We start from the raw sequence: 17353 nt of genomic DNA on the forward strand, positions 1-17353 counted from the left end.
GGCGGATGCTCAGCGGCGGACGGGGTCGCGCTGCGGGCGGGGTTCGAGCGTGTAGTCGGTCGTGGCATCCGACCAGGTGTCTTCGCCGGCGCGGCCGCGCGCACGGCGCATCCCGAGGATGCCGTCGACCAGAGGTGCCCCGACGCCGAGCGCCACGGCTCCCGCGAGCGAGCGGTCTTCCGAACCCAGCACGCTCTTGCGATGCCAGGCGGCGCGCAGCGCTCCCCCGCGTCCGGTCGGCACGGTCTTCGCCGGCAGCGCTCCGCCCCGGCGGAGCATCACGAGCTCCTCGACGCGCATCCACCATTCCGACTGCTCGGGGGCGTGGAAGTAGTTGTCCTGCATCCACGCGGGGTCGGGATGCCGGAACCGGCGCGCGACCACGTCATCCGCCCCGGCGAGCAGGCCGCTGCCCGTGAACACGGTGTTCAGGAGCCGCTTCTCGACACCGAACGTGTCGAGCGCGATGACCGGGACGCCGCGGGCGATCGCCTCGACCGCCGCCGTCGAACTGACGGTGACCAGTCCTTCGGCGCGCGCGAGCGCGAGAGCCATCGGCTCGTACGACAGCACGAGGTTCGCGGGCCTGTTCGCGAGCAGCTCGGCATACGCATCGCGCTCGAGGTGCGTCTCGGCCTCCCCCGGCCGCGAGCGCAGCTTCACGACGACCCGCCGGTTCGGCCGCGCTTCAGCCGCGCGCCGCAGGATACAGGCGAGCTCCTCCCGCTCGTGACGCTGCGCCGGAACGAGCGCCTGCGCGGCGAACACGAGATCCGTGCCCCGACGCTCGCGCTCGGCCACGAGCACGCCGCCGGAGTGCGAACGGGGTGTGCCGACGGCATCCGAACCTTCCGCCCTGCCCCGCGACGCCCGCCCGCGCGCACCCCGCGCCGAAGCCGGCCGCGCATAGGGGAGGGTGGCGAGGGCCATCGGCACGACGAGGCCGAGCCGGTCGGCGAGAACCTCGAACGCCCGGATCTCGCGGTGCGAGTGCAGCACGAGCAGGTCGGATTCGCGGCGATACTCCAGTGCTCCGCGCAGCGCCGGGATCGACATCCCCGGCAGGCCGCTCACGACGACCGGCCGCCGCCTCAGGCGGTCGATGACCCGGGCGACGAGTCGCACGAACGGTCCCCTCCCGGCGAGGACGACGACGTCGGGCAGGTGTCCGTTCAGCCATCCGGTGAGCTCGTCGAACCCCAGGCGTGTGACCGAATCGGTGCCGAAGACGGTACCGGCCAGAGCCATGTGCTCCTGCTCGCGGCTGACCGTCAGCGGCGTCCGCACGAGCAGCATGTGCCGGCTGATGCCGGGCACCGCATCCAGCAGCGCCGCCGACCACTTCACGAAGGAGTCGGCATCCGCGATCGCGACGACGCGAAGCTCCGCGTTCATGGACTCAGACGCCCACCCGGCGCAGCTTCGCCATCGGAGCCTGCTCGCCCGGGAAGACGCGCTTGACGCCGTCGCCCATCGCTGTCTCGATGATGCGGATGTCGCGCACGAGGTGCTCGAGACCACCAGGCTCGAGGGATGCCGCGTGGTCCGATCCCCACATCGTGCGATCGAGCGTGATGTGCCGCTCGACCGCGACCGCGCCCAGGGCGACGGCCGCAAGCGAGATCTGCAGTCCGCGCTCGTGGCCGGAGTAGCCGATCGGAACGCCGGGGTACCGGTCGCGGAGCGTCGTGATGACGCGGAGGTTGGCCTCCTCGGGCTCCATCGGGTAGGTCGAGGTGGCGTGCATGAGGATGACCCGATCGGTGTCGAGCGTCTGCATCGCCCGGTCGATCTGCTCGGGCGTCGACATGCCCGTGGAGAGGATGATCGGCTTGCCCGTGGCCCGCAGCGCCTCGAGCAGCTCGATGTCGGTGAGGCTGGCGGACGCGACCTTGTGGGCGACGACGTTCAGCTCCTCGAGGAACTCGACGCTCGGCACATCCCACGGCGACGCGAACCAGTCGAGCCCGCGCATCGTGGCGTAGTCGCCGACCTCGATGTACTCGTCGCGGCCGAACTCCACGCGGCGGCGGTAGTCGAGATAGCTCATGGTGCCCCACGGCGTCTCGCGCGGGACGTCGCGCATGTGCTCCGGGGTGGCGATCTCGGGCGTGCGCTTCTGGAACTTCACGGCGTTCGCGCCGGCGTTCGCGGCGACGTCGATGAGCCGCTTCGCGATCTCCACGTCGCCGTTGTGGTTCAGGCCGATCTCCGCGATGACGTACGTGGGCCGGCCTCCGCCGATCACGCGCGATCCGATGCTGACGGTCATGTCGCCTCCTGTCGTCGAGCCCCCATCCCTCCTGGGTACGCTCCGACTCTGAACAGCGCGCGACGGGCAGGTTACGTGCGGCCGTCCGCCTCGAAACAGGTCCACCCCGCCGACACAGGCCGTGCCACGGCACGTGTCTCAGGCGGCAGGACCTGTTTCGGCGGCAGGGGGCGCGGCGACGAGAACCCGCTCGATGAGCTCGCGCACGGCGCCGTCGCCGCCGCGGCGGGTCAGGACGACGCGGGCTGCCGCACGCACTTCCGGGCGCGCATCCGCCACGGCGACCGGCCACCCGACGATCCCCATGGCGCCGAGATCGTTGACGTCATTGCCGAGGTACGCGATATCGGCCAGGTCGATCCCCTCGTCCGCCGCCCACGCGGCGAGCGCGCTCGCCTTGTCGTCGATCGCCTGCGCCACCGGCACGCCGAGCTTGCGCCCCCGCGCACCGACGACGGTGTTCGTCTCGGTCGAGAGGATGAGCATCGGGATGCCGGCACGGCGCAGCCGCGAGACCCCCATGCCGTCCGACCGGCTCACCCGCACGAACTCGTGGCCGTCGGCGTCGACGAATGCGGTGTCGTCGGTGTGCACGCCGTCGAAGTCCGTGACCATCGCCTTCGCCGGGATCGGCTCGTCGCCCGGCTCGACGACGTCGGCGATCGCGGATGCCACGGCGAGCTGCTGCTCGTCGTCGATCTCGATCGCGGTCCGCTCCGGAACCTCGACGATGCCGATGCGTCCGAAGAACCGGTGCCCCGCCGCGCGGAACCCCTCAGCGGTGAAGGCGTAGAACGCACCGGTCTCGAGGTAGTGCGGCTCACGATCCTGCCTGCGCGGGCGATGAGCGGCGTCGTGGTTGATCGCGGCTGCGTAGTCGTCGTCGCGGCGCCACAGGAACCCGTAGGTCTCGTGGGCGGAGAAGACGCTGTCGAAGCGGTCAGCGCGAATGTGCTCGATCGCCTCGTCGACCCCGCCTGACGGGATGAACGGCGAGGTCGCCTGGATGAACACCACAGCGCCGACCGTCAGGCCATCGCCCTCGAGCTCGTCCATGGCGTGCAGCACGGCGCTCTCCGACGATGCGGTGTCGCCGGCCAGTTCGGCCGGGCGCCGCACGATGCGCGCGCCGGCTGCGGCGGCGGCCTCCGCGATCTCGGCATCGTCGGTGGTCACGACGACGAGATCGACGGCGGATGCCGCAGCGGCCGCCCGCGCGGCTCGGACGACGAGCGGCACGCCCCCGACCGGCCGCAGGTTCTTGCGCGGAACGCCCTTCGACCCGCCGCGGGCCGGGATGATCGCGACCGTGAGTGCGTGCGTCACAGGCCCCGCACCGCCTTCCATGCTCGTGCCAGCCGGCGGCGGGCGGCGTGGACCGTCAGGCGCAGCTCCTCAACGCGCCCCACTCCTCCTGCCGAGCGCAGCAGGCGCCGCGACAGGCTCTCGGCGGGAGCGCCCGGCAGCCGCAGCCGCGCAAGGCGAGCAGGGTCGAAATACCGGTCGCGCTCGGCCAGGGGCATGCCCCGCAGCAGCTCTTCCGCGCGCGGACGCAAGGATGCCGCGAGCTTCGGCTGCATCGCGTATCCGACGCCGTCGATCAGCAGCTGCAGCCGTGCAGGCTCGGCGTACGGCGAATCCGCGCGGGTCAGGGCGTCCACGATCGTGGTCGGCACGCGGTTGCTGTTCTCGAACGGTTTCAGCCGGCGCAGCATCCCGAGCGTTCCGACCGACGCGATGGGCCGGCCGTAGAGCGTGCGGATCGTGGGCAGCGCGGTCGAGAACCCCGCGACGACGCCGACGACGCCCAGCCGTTCGGCGACGATCTCGGCGGGCACCGGGCCGCGGTAGACGACGAACGCGAGGCCGTGCTCCTCGGCGCGCTCGCGCACGGCGTCGGTGAGCGCGGGAGGCGCGGACGGATGCGGCTTGAACACGATGCGGGCGGGCTTCCATGGCCGCGCGCGATCGATCATGTCCTGCTGCATCCGGATCTCCTCGTCGGGCGAGACGAGACCGAGCGCCGCGAGGTACTGGCCGAGCACGAGGGCGGTCGGGGCGCCGTCGACGAGGGCGTCGAGCTCGGCATCCTCTCCCCCGGTCTCCGCGAGTGCGGCGGCGAACGCCGCGGCGCGAACCGGCGTCCGCGCAGCCCCCGTCTCGCGGAACACGAGCGGCTCCACACCCGGGACGACATCGGCGTAGACGACGCGGCCGACGCGCGAGACGATCGATCGGGGCAGCTCGACGCGGATCGGCGAATAGGTCATCAGTCCGTCGCCGATGATCGTCAGCCGGGCGCCCGGGAACAGCGCCATGAGCGTGCGGGCTGGGGCCACCTGCGGGCTCTGCACGCACAGCTCGAGGTCGCCGTCGATGCTCCACGCCCGCTCGAGCAGCCGCTGGAGGACAGGGAACTCCTCGTCGTCCGGCTCCCACGCGCTCGGATGCCGCGGCTGCAGCAGCGCGTCGAGCGACTCGACGGGATCGAAGCGCGCACGCAGGGTCGCCAGTTGCGGATGCTCGTCGATGCCGATCGTCGTCTCGGGCACGCGCGCCGAGTTGAACGGCACGAGCACTCGCTCGCCGCCGCCCTCGAAGCGCCCCTCGTCGATCGCGGCTGCGGCGGTCGCCAGACCGTACGCACTGTGCAGCGCGAACAGGACCGTCATGCGGCGCGCCCCGCCGTGCGCAGCGATCGCGCCAGCACTCGCCTGCGCGAGCCGTCCAGCCGCGCGAGGGCCCGCGCGGCATCCGAGACGGGAAGGGTGGCGAGAAGACCGCGGATGCTCCGGCGCATGTCGCGGCGCAGCCCCGGGTCCATACGGCGCGAGCGGACGATGTGGTGCGAGCTGAGCGCCAGGACGGTCTGCACGGCCTTGGGCAGGAAGCGCTCGGCCTCGGCGTCTTGCTGCACGATCTCGAGCACCTGCGCCATCGCGCGCGCGAAGTCGAGCTGGCGGCGATCGTGCACCTGCGTGAGCGAGGTCGTGACCCCGCGGCGGTAGAGGATCGCGGGCGCGTCGACGACCGCGAACCGGCTGGCCTGCAGGTGCAGGCGCCAGATCCAGGGGCGGTCCTCGGCGGTGAACAGCCCGTCGGGGAATGCCGCGAGTCCCTCGTCGATCACGCGGCGGTGGAAGATGCCGGCCCACGCGTACGGGTAGTCGACCATGGTCTTGTCGTCGGCGGGGAGGATCGCCTCGCGCGGCGAGGCGGCGATGCCGCGCCACGGGTGCGGTGCACGCACGAGCCGGCGATCCTGCCCCCTCACGCGCACGTGATCGGTGCGCAGGAAGTCGCAGTCCAGGGCCTGCAACTGCTCGGCGAGCACCTGCAGGCGGCGCGGCTGCATCCAGTCGTCGCCGTCGATGAAGCAGAACGCGTCGCCCTCGACGTGGCCGAGGCCCTGGTTGCGGGCGGTGGCGAGTCCGCTCGGCCGGGCGTTGACGAGCACCTCGGCGTGCGCGAACCGTTCAGCGTACGCGCGCATGATGTCGCCGGTGCCGTCGGTCGAGCCGTCGTCGATCGCGATGAGCTTGAGGGCGGAGGCGTCGTCGAACTGGCGCAGCAGCGTCTCGAGCGTCGTGCCGATGTAGGGCTCTGCATCCTTCGCGGGGAGGATCGCGGTGACCTGTGCGCTGCGCATGGGTTCGGATGCTGGCACCCGCACCTTAACGCGAGGTGACGTCGCGGCGGCTACCGTGGAGGCGTGACGACGCCTGCACCCCAGCCCATCGCATTCGACGCGCGACCGCTCACCGAGCCCGTCGATCCGAAGGCGGTCTCGGCGTTCGTCCGTGACATGCGGGCCCGCTCGTCCGGCCGGGGGATCGCGGCCGGAACGGTGATCGCGATCGTCGTCGTGGTGATCATGGCGGCGATCGCCGTGCCGATGCTCGTGTTCGGGGTGACGGCGGCGATCCGCAGCGGCTCGAGCGTGATCGGCCTTCCGTTCGTGCTGTTCCTCGTGGTGTTCGTCGGCATCGGCGTCGCCGCGTTCGTCACCTCGCGGCGAAAGCGGGTCGCCCGCTACCGGATCAGCCGGTTCGCGGCGGCCAACGGCATGACGTACGAGGATCAGGTGTTCGACCCTCCCCTGCCGGGGATGATCTTCGGCATCGGCAGCTCCCGGGTCTCGGAGCAGCTCGTGCGGGGCAGCACGCCGCGGTTCGTCGAGTTCGGCAACTACCGGTACACGGTGAAGTCCGGCAAGAACTCCACGACGTACCGCTGGGGGTACGTCGCCGTGAAGCTCGACGTTCCCTTGCCGAACATCGTGCTCGACGCCCTCGGCAACAACGGGTTCGGGTCGAACCTGCCGGCGTCCTTCGGCAAGGATCAGCGCCTGTCGCTCGAGGGCGACTTCGACCAGTACTTCACGCTGTACTGCCCGCAGGGCTACGAGCGGGACGCCCTGTACCTGTTCACGCCCGACATCATGGCGCGCTTCATCGACAGCGCCGCCCAGCTCGACGTCGAGATCGTCGACGACTGGCTGTTCCTGTACACCAAGCGCGAGGCGTCGACGCTGGATGCCGCGACCTGGGCCTGGCTGTTCGGCGCCGTCGGAGCGCTCATGACCAAGCTCGACCAGTGGGCGCGGTGGCGCGACGACCGCCTGCTCGAGGAGCAGGGGCGCACCTACGCGCAGACGGTCGGTGCCGCGTCATCCTCGACGCCGACCGCCGGATCGCACGCGCTGCCGTTCGCCGCGCCGGCGGGGATGCTGAGCCCGCCGCCCGGTGTCGCCCGGCAGGGCCGTCGACTCAAGCGCAGCGGCCGCTGGGTGTTCATCGCCCTGGCGATCCTCTTCGCCGTGGTGTGGGTGTTCGGCCGCGTCGTGGACTTCACGCTCGGCTGACGCGCGGCCGCGCGCGTCCTCGTGCGCTACCAGACGGACGAGACGGGGTTTGCAGCATGATACCCGGGCCATACACCCCCGTCTCGTGCAGCAAGCCCCGTCTCGCAGTCAGGCGCGGGCGGCGGCACGGCGGGCGGCCTGCTCCTCCGGGTCGGGGACGGGCAGGCTCGCGATGAGCCTGCGCGTGTAGTCGTCCTTCGGGTTGCCGAGCACCTCGGCGGTAGGGCCCGCCTCGGCGATCTCACCATGGTGCAGCACGACCACCTTGTGCGCGAGCATGTCGACGACGGCGAGGTCATGCGTGATGAACAGCGTCGCGAACCCGAACCGCTCCTGCAGTTCGCCGAACAGCTCGAGCACCTTCGCCTGCACCGACACGTCCAGCGCACTGGTCGGCTCATCGGCGATGAGCAGCTTCGGGTCCAGGGCCAGGGCTCGGGCGAGCGAGGCGCGCTGACGCTGACCGCCCGACAACTCGTGCGGGAAGCGGTCGCCGTACGCCCCCGACAGCTGCACGGCGTCGAGCAGCTCGTCCACCTTGCCCCTGGCATCCGCCGGGTTCTTCGCCAGCCCGTGCACGATCAGCGGCTCGGCGACGTTCTGCGCGATCGTCAGCAACGGGTTGAAGCTCGTCGCCGGGTCCTGGAAGACGAAACCGAGGTCCTTGCGGTGTGGGCGGAACTGCCGCTCCTTCACGCCGTTCATCTCCACGCCGAGCACCTCGAGCGATCCTCCGGCGACCGGGGTGAGGCCGGCGATCGCGCGTCCGATCGTGGTCTTGCCCGATCCGCTCTCACCGACCAGCCCCACGACCTCACCCGGCGACAGCGTGAAGTCGATGCCCTTCACGGCCTGGAAGGCACTGCGACCGAAGCGTCCCGGGTACTCGATCACAAGCCCCTCGGCCTTGACCAGAGGACCCGTCTCGGACACCGGCGCTTCGCGCTCGCTGATCTGCAGCCGCGGCACAGCGGCCAGCAGCCGCTTCGTGTATTCGTGCTGCGGGTGGGCGAACAGCTCGCCCACTGGAGCGGTCTCGACGAGTTCTCCCTCGAGCATGACGGCGACGCGATCGGCGAGGTCGGCGACGACGCCCATGTTGTGCGTGATGAGCACGATCGCCGTGCCCTCCTCGTCGCGGAGCGTGCGCAGCAGCTCGAGGATCTCGGCCTGCACCGTGACGTCCAGGGCCGTCGTCGGCTCATCCGCGATGATCACGGCGGGGTCGAGCGCGAGCGCCATCGCGATGACGACGCGCTGCTTCTGACCGCCCGAGAACTGATGCGGGTAGTCGTTGACACGGCGCTCCGGTTCGGGGATGCCGACACGGCGCAGCATGTCGACGGCTCGGCGACGGGCCTCCTGCTTGGAGACGTTGCCGTGCGCCCGGAGTCCCTCGGCGATCTGCCACCCGACGGGAAAACCGGGTTCAGCGCTGTGGACGGCTCCTGGAAGACCATCGCGGCCTTCTCGCCGCGCAGCGACCGCAGTCCAGCAGCATCCAGAGCCGTCACGTCGGTGCCGTCGACCACGACGGCACCGCGGATCGTCGACGTCTCGGGGAGGAGCCCGAGAATCGAGCGAGCCGTCACGGTCTTGCCCGATCCGCTCTCGCCCACGATGGCGAGCACCTCGCCGGCACGCACGTCCAGGCTCACGCCGCGCACGGCGTGCACATCACCGGAGTCGGTGACGAACGTGACGTCGAGATCGCGAATCTCCACAGCGGATGCCATCACTCCACCTCTCCCATGAACTCACGCGCGACCGGCTGAGACGCGGCGACGGCGTCGGCCGGAGTCTTGCCTGCGCGGCGCCGTGCCCGCAGGCGCGGGTCGGCGAGGTCGTTCAGGCTCTCACCGATGAGCGTGATGCCGAGCACCACCAGCACGATGGCGAGCCCTGGCGGGATGGCCGTCCACCAGATCCCCGCCGAGACGTCGCTGATCGACTTGTTCAGGTCATAGCCCCACTCAGCGGCCGCAGTCGGCTCGATGCCGAATCCGAGGAAGCCGAGGGCGGCCATCGTGGAGATCGCCTCGGAGGCGTTGAGCGTGACGATCAGCGGCAGCGTCCTCGTGGAGTTGCGCAGCACGTGGCGGAACATGATCCGTCCGTTCGACGCGCCGATCACCCTGGCCGACTCGACGAACGCCTCGGCCTTCACGCGCACGACCTCTGCGCGTACGACGCGCAGGTACTGCGGAATGAAGACCACGGTGATCGAGACGGCGGCGGCCATCACGCCGGGCCAGAGGCCGGATTGCCCGCCCGAGATCGCGATCGCGACGACGATGGCCAGCAGCAGGGTCGGGAACGCGTAGATGGCGTCGGCGATGACCACGACCACGCGATCGATCCAGCCGCCGAGATAACCGGAGAGGAGACCGAGCAGCACGCCGGCCACGACCGAGAGCGCGACGGCGACGATGATGACGAAGAGCGCGGTCTGCGCGCCCCAGATCACTCGCGACAGGACGTCGTAGCCGCCCACTGTGGTGCCGAGCAGGTGTGCGGAGCTCGGCGGCTGCTGCGCGCCGAAGCCGCCGTCGGGGCCCTTGAGCTGATTGAACGAGTACGGGGCGATCCACGGCGCGAAGATCGCGCAGATGAGGAACACCGCTGTCAGCACCAGGCCGGCGACGAGCATCCCGCGCTGCAGCCCCACGCTCTGACGCAGCTGACGGATCACGGGGACCCGGGCGAAGAAGCCGGTGCGAGCCATGTCAGTACCTCACCCTCGGGTCGATGAAGGCCGCGATGATGTCGACGAGGAAGTTCGTCACGGCGACGATCACGGCGATCATCGCGACGATGCCCTGCACGGCGACGAAGTCGCGGGATCCGAGATACCCGGCGAGCTGGAAACCGAGGCCGTTCCATTCGAACGTCGTCTCGGTGAGCACGGCGCCACCGAGCATGAGGGCGATCTGCAGTCCGATCACGGTGATGATCGGGATCAGCGCTGGCCGGTACGCGTGCTTGCGCACCAGACGCCCCTCATGCACGCCACGCGAGCGTGCGGCATCGATGTACGGCATGTTGAACGTGCCGATGACGTTCGTGCGCACGAGGCGCAGGAAGATCCCGGCCGTCAGGAGCCCGAGCGTGATCGCGGGGAGGATCGCGTGCAGCAGGACGTCCTGGATGTACGCCGGGTTGCCGGACGCGATCGCGTCGATCAGGTAGATCCCGGTGCCACCGCTGCGGTTGAGCGCCACCTCGGTGCGCACGTCCGCTCGCCCGGAGACGGGCAGCCAGCCGAGCCACACCGAGAAGATGAGCTTGGCGACCAGACCGGAGAAGAAGACCGGTGTGGCGTAGAACAGGATCGCGGAGACGCGAAGCGTCGCGTCCTGCCAGCGGTCGCGCTTGGCCGCGGCGATCATGCCGAACGGGATGCCGATGAGGAAGGCGATCACGAGGGCGTAGCAGACCAGTTCGAGCGTGGCGCCGCCGTAGTTGATGAGCACGTCGGTCACCGGCTGGTTGTCGGTGATCGTGTTGCCGAAATTGAAGGTGAGGATCTGCCCGAGGTACTCGAAGTACTGCACGAGAACCGGACGATCGTAGCCGGCCTCATGGATGCGGTCGGCGAGCTGGTCGGCGGGAAGCCGGCCGCCGAGGGCGGCCGTGATCGGATCGCCGGTGAGGCGGATGAGGAAGAACACCAGGGTGACGAGGATCAGCACCGTGGGGATCATCAGGAGGAACCGCACGAGGATGTAGCGCCCGAGCGAGTTGCCGCCGCTGCGGCGACGGCGTGCGGCGGGAGAGCCGGGAGCGTCGGGCGCGCCCGCGGAGGGGACGGAGATATCTGTCGTCATGACGAAGTACAGGCATCGGCCGTCGGGTGTGCGTTTGCCACGCACACCCGACGGCCAGACACGCTAGTTGCTGGTGATCGGAGCGAACCGGAGCTTGAACGAAGCGTCGAGGATGACGCCGTCCACACTCGTTCCGGCCACAGCCACCTGGGCGCCCTGCAGGTACGGCACCGTCGACAGGTCCTGGGCGACGAGGTCCTGGATCTTCTCGATGTCCGCGGTGCGGGTGTCGGCATCCGGCTCGACGGCCTGCTTCAGGATCAGGTCGTTGACCTCGGCGTTGTCGTAGTGGTTGCCGAGGAAGTTCTCCTTGAGGAAGAACGGCGTCAGGTAGTTGTCGGCGTCGGAGTAGTCCGGGAACCAGCCCAGCTGGTAGGCCGGGTAGACGTCGGCGGTGCGGTCCTTGGAGTACTGCACCCACTCGGTCGACTTGAGGTCGACGGTGAACAGGCCGCTGTCCTCGAGCTGGGACTTGATCAGCGCGTACTCGTCGCCGGACGACGGGCCGTAGTGGTCGGGGCTGTACTGCAGGCTCAGCGATACCGGGGTGGTGACGCCGGCTGCCTCGAGCGTGGCCTTGGCCTTGTCGGCATCCGGTGCTCCGTTGCCGTCGCCGTACAGACCCTTCAGCGACTCGGTGGCACCGGCGAAGCCCTCGGGGACGTAGGAGTACAGCGGGGTGTAGGTGCCCTTATAGACCTGGTCGGAGATGGCGTCGCGGTCGATGAGGTCGGCGACGGCCTGGCGGACGGCGAGTGCCTTGGCCGGGTCGGCGTCGGCGGTCGTCGCGCCGTACGGCTGCGTGTTGAAGTTGAAAACGATGTAGCGGATCTCGCCGCCGGGGCCGTCGATGACCTGGACCTTGTCGTTCTTGCCGAGGTCCTCGACATCGGTGGCCGACAGGCTGCGGTACGCGACGTCGACGTCGCCCTGCTGCACGGCGAGCTTCAGGTTCGAGGACTCGGCGTAGTAGCTGAGGATGACGCCGTCGTTGACGGGTGCGTCCAACAGGCCCTTGTAGTTCTCGTTCGGTGCGAACTCGACGGTCTTGTTGAAGTCCCAGGAGGTGATCGCGTACGGGCCGCCGAACGCGTTCGCGTCGACGATGTCCTGGTCGGGGGTGAGTGCGTCGGCCGAGAACACCTCGTCGTCGACGATGGCGCCGGGGAAGCTCGTGAGGATGAACGGGAACACCTGGTCGTTCTCGGTCTTCAGGTTGAAGACCACGGTGGTCTCGTCGGGGGTGTCGATGCTGTCGAGGTTGTACAGCAGGCTCGACGCGCCGTTCGGGTCGGCGATCTTCAGGTTGCGGTCGAACGAGAACTTGACATCGGCCGACGTCAGGTCGTTGCCGTTGGCCCACTTCAGGTCGGCAGGGAGGGTGACCGTGTACTCGGTGGGCGAGGTGAACTCGGCCGACTCGGCGAGGTCGGGCACGACCTCGGTGCTGTTGTAGTCGGTGTTGACCAGGTACGGGAACACCTGGGTCTGGACGGCGAGGGAGCCGTTGTCGTAGGAGCCTGCGGGGTCGAGGGTGGTGACCTTGTCGGTCGTGCCGACGATGACCGTTCCGCCGCCTCCGCCGCCGTCACCGTCGCCCGTTCCTCCGCCGCCGGCTGCGCAGCCGGCCAGGATCAGACTCGTGGCGCCGATCGCGCCGATCGCCAGGCTCACTCGGCCCCGGCTGTGGATGTGCAGAGACATGGATCTCCCTCTTCTGTGAAGGTGGGTGCCGCGTCGGGCGGACGCGGCGATCCATCAATAATGCGCGCGGGGGCGACGCAACACGAATCCGGCGCGCCATTCGTAACGAGACCGCAACGTGCCCCCGCGACGCCGGATCTCTATGCGAGTCCGAAGTACTGAAGCTCCGCGTCGTTCAGCATCCGGGACCGGATGAGGAACCTCTTCCCCGTCGGGCCCTCGACGCTGAATCCGGCGCCGCGTCCTTCCACGACGTCGATGGTGAGGTGGGTGTACTTCCAGTACTCGAACTGCGACTCCGACATGTACACCTCGACCGGGGCATCCGTTCCGGCATCCACCGTCCCGAGGAGCACATCGCTCGGGCCGGTGATGAACATCCCGACCGGGTAGCACATGGGCGATGAGCCGTCGCAGCATCCGCCGGACTGATGGAACATCAGCGGGCCGTGCTGCTGCGTGAGTTCACGCAGCAGCACGGCGGCGGCATCCGTCAGATCCACCCGCTGGTAGGTGCCGATGCTGACCATGAGCTCAGAAGAAGCCCATCGGGCCCTCGGCGTACGACACCAGCAGGTTCTTGGTCTGCTGGTAGTGGTCGAGCATCTTCAGGTGGTTCTCGCGGCCGATGCCCGACTGCTTGTATCCGCCGAACGCGGCGTGCGCCGGGTACTGGTGGTAGGTGTTCGTCCAGACCCGACCGGCCTCGATCGCCCGGCCCGCCCGGTACGCGGTGTCGCCGCTGCGGCTCCAGACGCCGGCGCCCAGACCGTAGAGGGTGTCGTTGGCGATCGAGATGGCGTCGTCGAAGTTCTCGAAGCTCGTCACCGAGAGAACCGGCCCGAAGATCTCCTCCTGGAAGATGCGCATGTCGTTGGTGCCCTCGAACACCGTCGGGGCGACGTAGAAGCCCCCAGAGAGGTCGCCGCCGAGGTCGACCCGCTCTCCGCCCGTCAGCAGACGGGCCCCGCCCTGCTTGCCGATGTCGATGTAGCTGAGGATCTTCTCCAGCTGGTCGTTCGAGGCCTGCGCGCCGATCATCGTGTCAGGGTTGAGCGGGTTGCCCTGCACGATCTTCCCGACCCGATCCAGGCCGTCGGCGAGGAAGCCGTCGTAGATGGAGCGCTGGATGAGCGCCCGCGACGGGCACGTGCACACCTCGCCCTGGTTCAGCGCGAACATCGTGAAGCCCTCGAGCGCCTTGTCGTAGAACGGGTCGTCCTCACGGGCGACGTCCTCGAAGAAGACGTTCGGGGACTTGCCTCCGAGCTCGAGCGTGACGGGGATGAGGTTCTGCGAGGCGTACTGCATGATCAGGCGACCGGTGGTCGTCTCGCCGGTGAAGGCGATCTTGCGGATGCGCTTGTGCTGCGCGAGCGGAGCGCCGGCCTCGATCCCGAAGCCGTTGACGATGTTCACGACGCCGGCCGGCAGCAGGTCGCCGATGATCTCGAACAGATACAGGATGGATGCCGGCGTCTGCTCGGCGGGCTTGAGCACGACGCAGTTGCCCGCGGCGAGCGCGGGGGCGAGCTTCCACGTCGCCATGAGGATCGGGAAGTTCCACGGGATGATCTGGCCGACCACGCCCAGCGGCTCGTGGAAGTGGTACGCCACGGTGTTCTCGTCGAGCTGGCTGAGCGAACCCTCCTGTCCGCGCAGGACGCCGGCGAAGTAGCGGAAGTGGTCGACGGCGAGCGGGATGTCGGCGGCGAGCGTCTCGCGCACCGGCTTGCCGTTCTCCCACGTCTCGGCGACCGCGATCTCCTCGAGGTGCTCCTCGATGCGGTCGGCGATCCTGTTCAGGATGACGCTGCGCTCGGCGGGGGTCGTGCGCTTCCAGCCCTGGAACGCCTTCCACGCGGTGTCGACGGCGCGGTCGATGTCTTCGGCGGTGCCCCGGCCGACCTCGGTGAAGGGCTTGCCGTTGACGGGGCTGATGTTCTCGAAGTACTGGCCCTTGACGGGTTCGACGAACTCGCCGCCGATGTAGTGGCCGTAGCGCGGGCGATAGTTCGCCACGGCTCCTGGCTGACCGGGAGCGGCGTAGGCCGTGGACGTGGTTTCTTCGACGATGGTCATGCTGTCTCCTTCGACGCTCGCGCAGCCTCGGTGCTGCATCGTTGCGTCGACGGTAGGCCGCAGGACGTTGCACGCAGATGCGCAACGTTGCATCCGGTTGCAGGGTGCGGTCAGTCGCGCTCGAGGCGCTCGATGCGGCTGACGAGCCCGGCGCGGCGAGGCGAACGCGGCGGCAGCATCTCCAGACAGAGCCGCAGGGCCTCGACGTCGCCGGCGCCTTCGGGGATCTCGGCGTACGCGAGCAGCACGTCGACGCTGGCCTCGGTCAGCATCGCCTCGCGGAGTGCGCCGCGCACCTCGTCGCGGAACTCCTCGACCCCGGGGGATGCCGAATCCGGCAGCACCGGCCCGCGGTACGAGGTGAGCGCGACGCGATGCGCGCCGCGCGCCAGCAGGGAGAGCACGTTCTGCGCATCCGTCTCGAGCGGCACGGTCAGCCGGTACGGACGCGACTCCGGGGCGAGGTCGGGCGAGAGGCGCTCGAGCACTTTGCGCAGCCGGACGACCTCGGGCCGGAGCGTGTCGGGTGAGGCGTCCTCGCCGTACACGAGCTGGGTGAGGCGGTCGGCGGAGAGCCCCTGGCGGTGCACGGCCAGCATGAGCAGGATCTCTGCGTGCCGGGCGCTGAGCGCGATGACCGAATCCGACTCGGGACCGGAGACCTCGAGCTGCGCCTTGTCGCGACCGAGCACCCGGAGCATCGCGCGGGTGACGGCGGGGCGACGCGGCAGCCGGACGGCCGGAGTCTCGGCGCTGCGCGCCTTCAGTCGCGAGACGAGCAGTTCGGACTCGACGGCCCTGGCGGTGGCATCCACGAGCATGCGCGCCTGGGGCGTTGCCGCCTCGGCGCCGCCGGTGACGTCGATGACACCGAGAAGGCTTCGGGTCTCGGGGTCGAAGACGGGCGCTGCCGTGCACGACCAGGGGTGCACGAGCCGGTTGTAGTGCTCGGCCTCGTGCACCTGCACCGACTGACCGAGCGCGATGGCGAGTCCGGGGGCGGCTGTGCCGACCGACTCCTCCGACCAGTTCGCGCCCTCGATGAAGCCCATCTCGCCGGTGAGGACGCGCTGATGCAGATCGCCCTCCACCCACAGCAGCCGCCCGACGTGATCGCCCACGGCGACCATGACCCCGGAGTCGGTCGGGTCGCCGGGGAGCAGCAGCCCGCGGATCATGTCCATGACGCCGGCGAGCGGATGCCCGCTTCGATAGGTCTCGAGCTCGTCGCCGCCGAGGTCGATCGTCGGGAGCCCTTCGGCCCGCACGCGCAGCTGCCACGCGCGCTTCCACGACTCGCGCACGAGCGGACGCACCTGCTCCAGCCGGTGGTCGTCGACGTTGCCCGCGACGAGCTCCTCGTGCGCGCGTTCGATGATCAGACGCGACGCAGGGCTCCCGGCATCGCGTGACGATGCCCACGGTGACGGCATGAGGCCTCCGATCGTCGGTGACGGAGCTACGGCCAGTGTACGAGGGCGGATGCCGTGGGGACAGGGGCTCCGACGGATCTTCGCGGCTGCAGCCCGGTGCGCGTCCCGCCTACCCGATCACCCGGCGCACCTCGGGCAGCACCTCGGTGGCGAGCAGTTCGATCGACCGGAGCGTCTCGCGCTGGCCGATCCCACCCAGACCCACCTGTGCGAGGAAGCGCGTGTGCCCGAGCAGTTCGTGCTCCCACAGGATCTTGTCGACGATCTCGGCGGGGCTGCCGGCGAACAGGGCGCCGCCGGGGTTCGCCCAGGCGTCGAAGGTGTCGCGGTCGAGGCGTCCGCCGCGGGGCATGTTCTCGGCGAAGTACGCCGCGTAGTGGGGGAAGAACGCGTCGCGGGCGGCCTGCGTCGTCTCGGCCGCGTGGAAGTGCGAGGTGACGCCGAGCCTCGGGGCCGGATGCCCGGCCGCGCTCGCAGCCTTCCGGTGCAGGTCGGCGAGGGCCGTGAACCGCGCCGGTGCCCCGAGGATCGCGAGATACATCGGCAGCCCGAGGGTGCCGGCGCGTGCAGCGGATGCCGGTGTGCCGCCGACCGCGATCCACACGGGCAGCTTCTCCTGCAGCGGGCGCGGGTGGACGCCGGCATCCTGAAGCGGAGCGCGCGTCGTGCCCGACCACGTGACCTCGGCATTCTCGCGGGCGGCGAGCAGCAGGTCGAGGCGGTCGTCGAAGTACTCGTCGTAGCGGGCGAGGTCCTGGCCGAAGAGCGGGAACGACTCGACGTAGGCTCCGCGACCGGCGGTGATCTCGGCGCGGCCGGCGCTCAGCAGATCGAGGGTCGCGAACTCCTCGTGCAAGCGCACCGGGTCGGCGCTGGAGAGCACGGTGACGGTGCTCGTCAGGCGGATCCGCTCGGTCTCGCGCGCCGCGGCTGCGAGCACCATCTGCGGAGAGGAGACCGCGAAGTCGGGGCGATGATGCTCGCCGACGCCGAAGACGTCGAGGCCCGCCTGGTCGGCGACGCGCGCCCACTCCAGGAGCTGCTCGAGGCGCGCCGCCGGAGGGGTGAAGGCGCCGCCCGCGGTGCGGCTGAGCTCGCCGAACGTGAAGATGCCGATCTCGAAGGGGGAGGTCATCGCGTGTCGTCTCTCCTGCTCGCCGTCGCGAGACGG

Annotated in this window: 13 protein-coding genes and 1 pseudogene; 1 reads left to right on the forward strand and 13 read right to left on the reverse strand. The window is 69.8% G+C overall.

Going from position 1 to position 17353, the window contains the following annotated elements; genetic code table 11:
• Positions 1–9 precede the first annotated feature (9 nt).
• The 5 genes from KEC56_RS02415 to KEC56_RS02435 form a co-directional block, all read right to left on the reverse strand.
• Entirely contained in the window at positions 10–1395 is a 1386-nt protein-coding gene (locus KEC56_RS02415) for a DUF6716 putative glycosyltransferase (protein WP_227529660.1), read from the reverse strand.
• Between the two features lie 4 nt (positions 1396–1399).
• Positions 1400–2272, reverse strand: coding sequence for an N-acetylneuraminate synthase family protein (locus tag KEC56_RS02420; RefSeq protein WP_227529661.1), 873 nt, complete (start codon positions 2270–2272; stop codon positions 1400–1402).
• A 138-nt stretch (positions 2273–2410) separates the two neighbouring features.
• Positions 2411–3619 (reverse strand): cytidylyltransferase domain-containing protein, encoded by a 1209-nt coding sequence (locus tag KEC56_RS02425; RefSeq protein WP_372456224.1) that lies wholly within the window; start codon positions 3617–3619, stop codon positions 2411–2413.
• Positions 3595–4944, reverse strand: a complete 1350-nt coding sequence (locus tag KEC56_RS02430; protein ID WP_227529663.1) for a polysialyltransferase family glycosyltransferase — start codon at positions 4942–4944, stop codon at positions 3595–3597. Before KEC56_RS02430 ends, KEC56_RS02425 begins: the two co-directional genes overlap by 25 nt.
• Entirely contained in the window at positions 4941–5921 is a 981-nt protein-coding gene (locus KEC56_RS02435) for a glycosyltransferase family 2 protein (protein ID WP_227529664.1), read from the reverse strand. Before KEC56_RS02435 ends, KEC56_RS02430 begins: the two co-directional genes overlap by 4 nt.
• Positions 5922–5984: 63 nt before the next feature.
• Between KEC56_RS02435 and KEC56_RS02440 the strand changes: the two genes are divergently transcribed.
• On the forward strand, positions 5985–7136 hold the full coding sequence (locus KEC56_RS02440) for a hypothetical protein (RefSeq protein WP_227529665.1): 1152 nt from the start codon (positions 5985–5987) through the stop codon (positions 7134–7136).
• Between the two features lie 108 nt (positions 7137–7244).
• Here the strand turns inward: KEC56_RS02440 and KEC56_RS02445 are convergent.
• The 8 genes and pseudogenes from KEC56_RS02445 to KEC56_RS02480 form a co-directional block, all read right to left on the reverse strand.
• Positions 7245–8872 (reverse strand): annotated as a pseudogene (locus tag KEC56_RS02445) (ABC transporter ATP-binding protein).
• A complete protein-coding gene (locus KEC56_RS02450; protein WP_227529666.1) occupies positions 8872–9861 on the reverse strand; it encodes an ABC transporter permease in 990 nt (329 codons plus the stop codon). Before KEC56_RS02450 ends, KEC56_RS02445 begins: the two are co-directional and overlap by 1 nt.
• Position 9862: 1 nt before the next feature.
• Positions 9863–10963 (reverse strand): ABC transporter permease, encoded by a 1101-nt coding sequence (locus KEC56_RS02455; RefSeq protein WP_175987786.1) that lies wholly within the window; start codon positions 10961–10963, stop codon positions 9863–9865.
• A 63-nt stretch (positions 10964–11026) separates the two neighbouring features.
• Positions 11027–12667, reverse strand: coding sequence for an ABC transporter substrate-binding protein (locus KEC56_RS02460; RefSeq protein ID WP_227529667.1), 1641 nt, complete (start codon positions 12665–12667; stop codon positions 11027–11029).
• 140 nt (positions 12668–12807) lie between these two features.
• Complete coding sequence (locus KEC56_RS02465; protein WP_227529668.1) at positions 12808–13197, reverse strand: DUF779 domain-containing protein; 390 nt, start codon at positions 13195–13197, stop codon at positions 12808–12810.
• A gap of 4 nt (positions 13198–13201) precedes the next feature.
• Positions 13202–14749 (reverse strand): acetaldehyde dehydrogenase ExaC, encoded by a 1548-nt coding sequence (gene exaC / locus KEC56_RS02470; protein WP_227529669.1) that lies wholly within the window; start codon positions 14747–14749, stop codon positions 13202–13204.
• Between the two features lie 110 nt (positions 14750–14859).
• On the reverse strand, positions 14860–16182 hold the full coding sequence (locus tag KEC56_RS02475; protein ID WP_227529670.1) for a GAF domain-containing protein: 1323 nt from the start codon (positions 16180–16182) through the stop codon (positions 14860–14862).
• 109 nt (positions 16183–16291) lie between these two features.
• Complete coding sequence (locus KEC56_RS02480) at positions 16292–17317, reverse strand: LLM class flavin-dependent oxidoreductase (RefSeq protein WP_227529671.1); 1026 nt, start codon at positions 17315–17317, stop codon at positions 16292–16294.
• Positions 17318–17353 lie beyond the last annotated feature (36 nt).

The sequence above is a fragment of the Microbacterium tenebrionis genome (genome assembly GCF_020682665.1).
Taxonomy (GTDB): Bacteria; Actinomycetota; Actinomycetes; order Actinomycetales; family Microbacteriaceae; genus Microbacterium; species Microbacterium tenebrionis.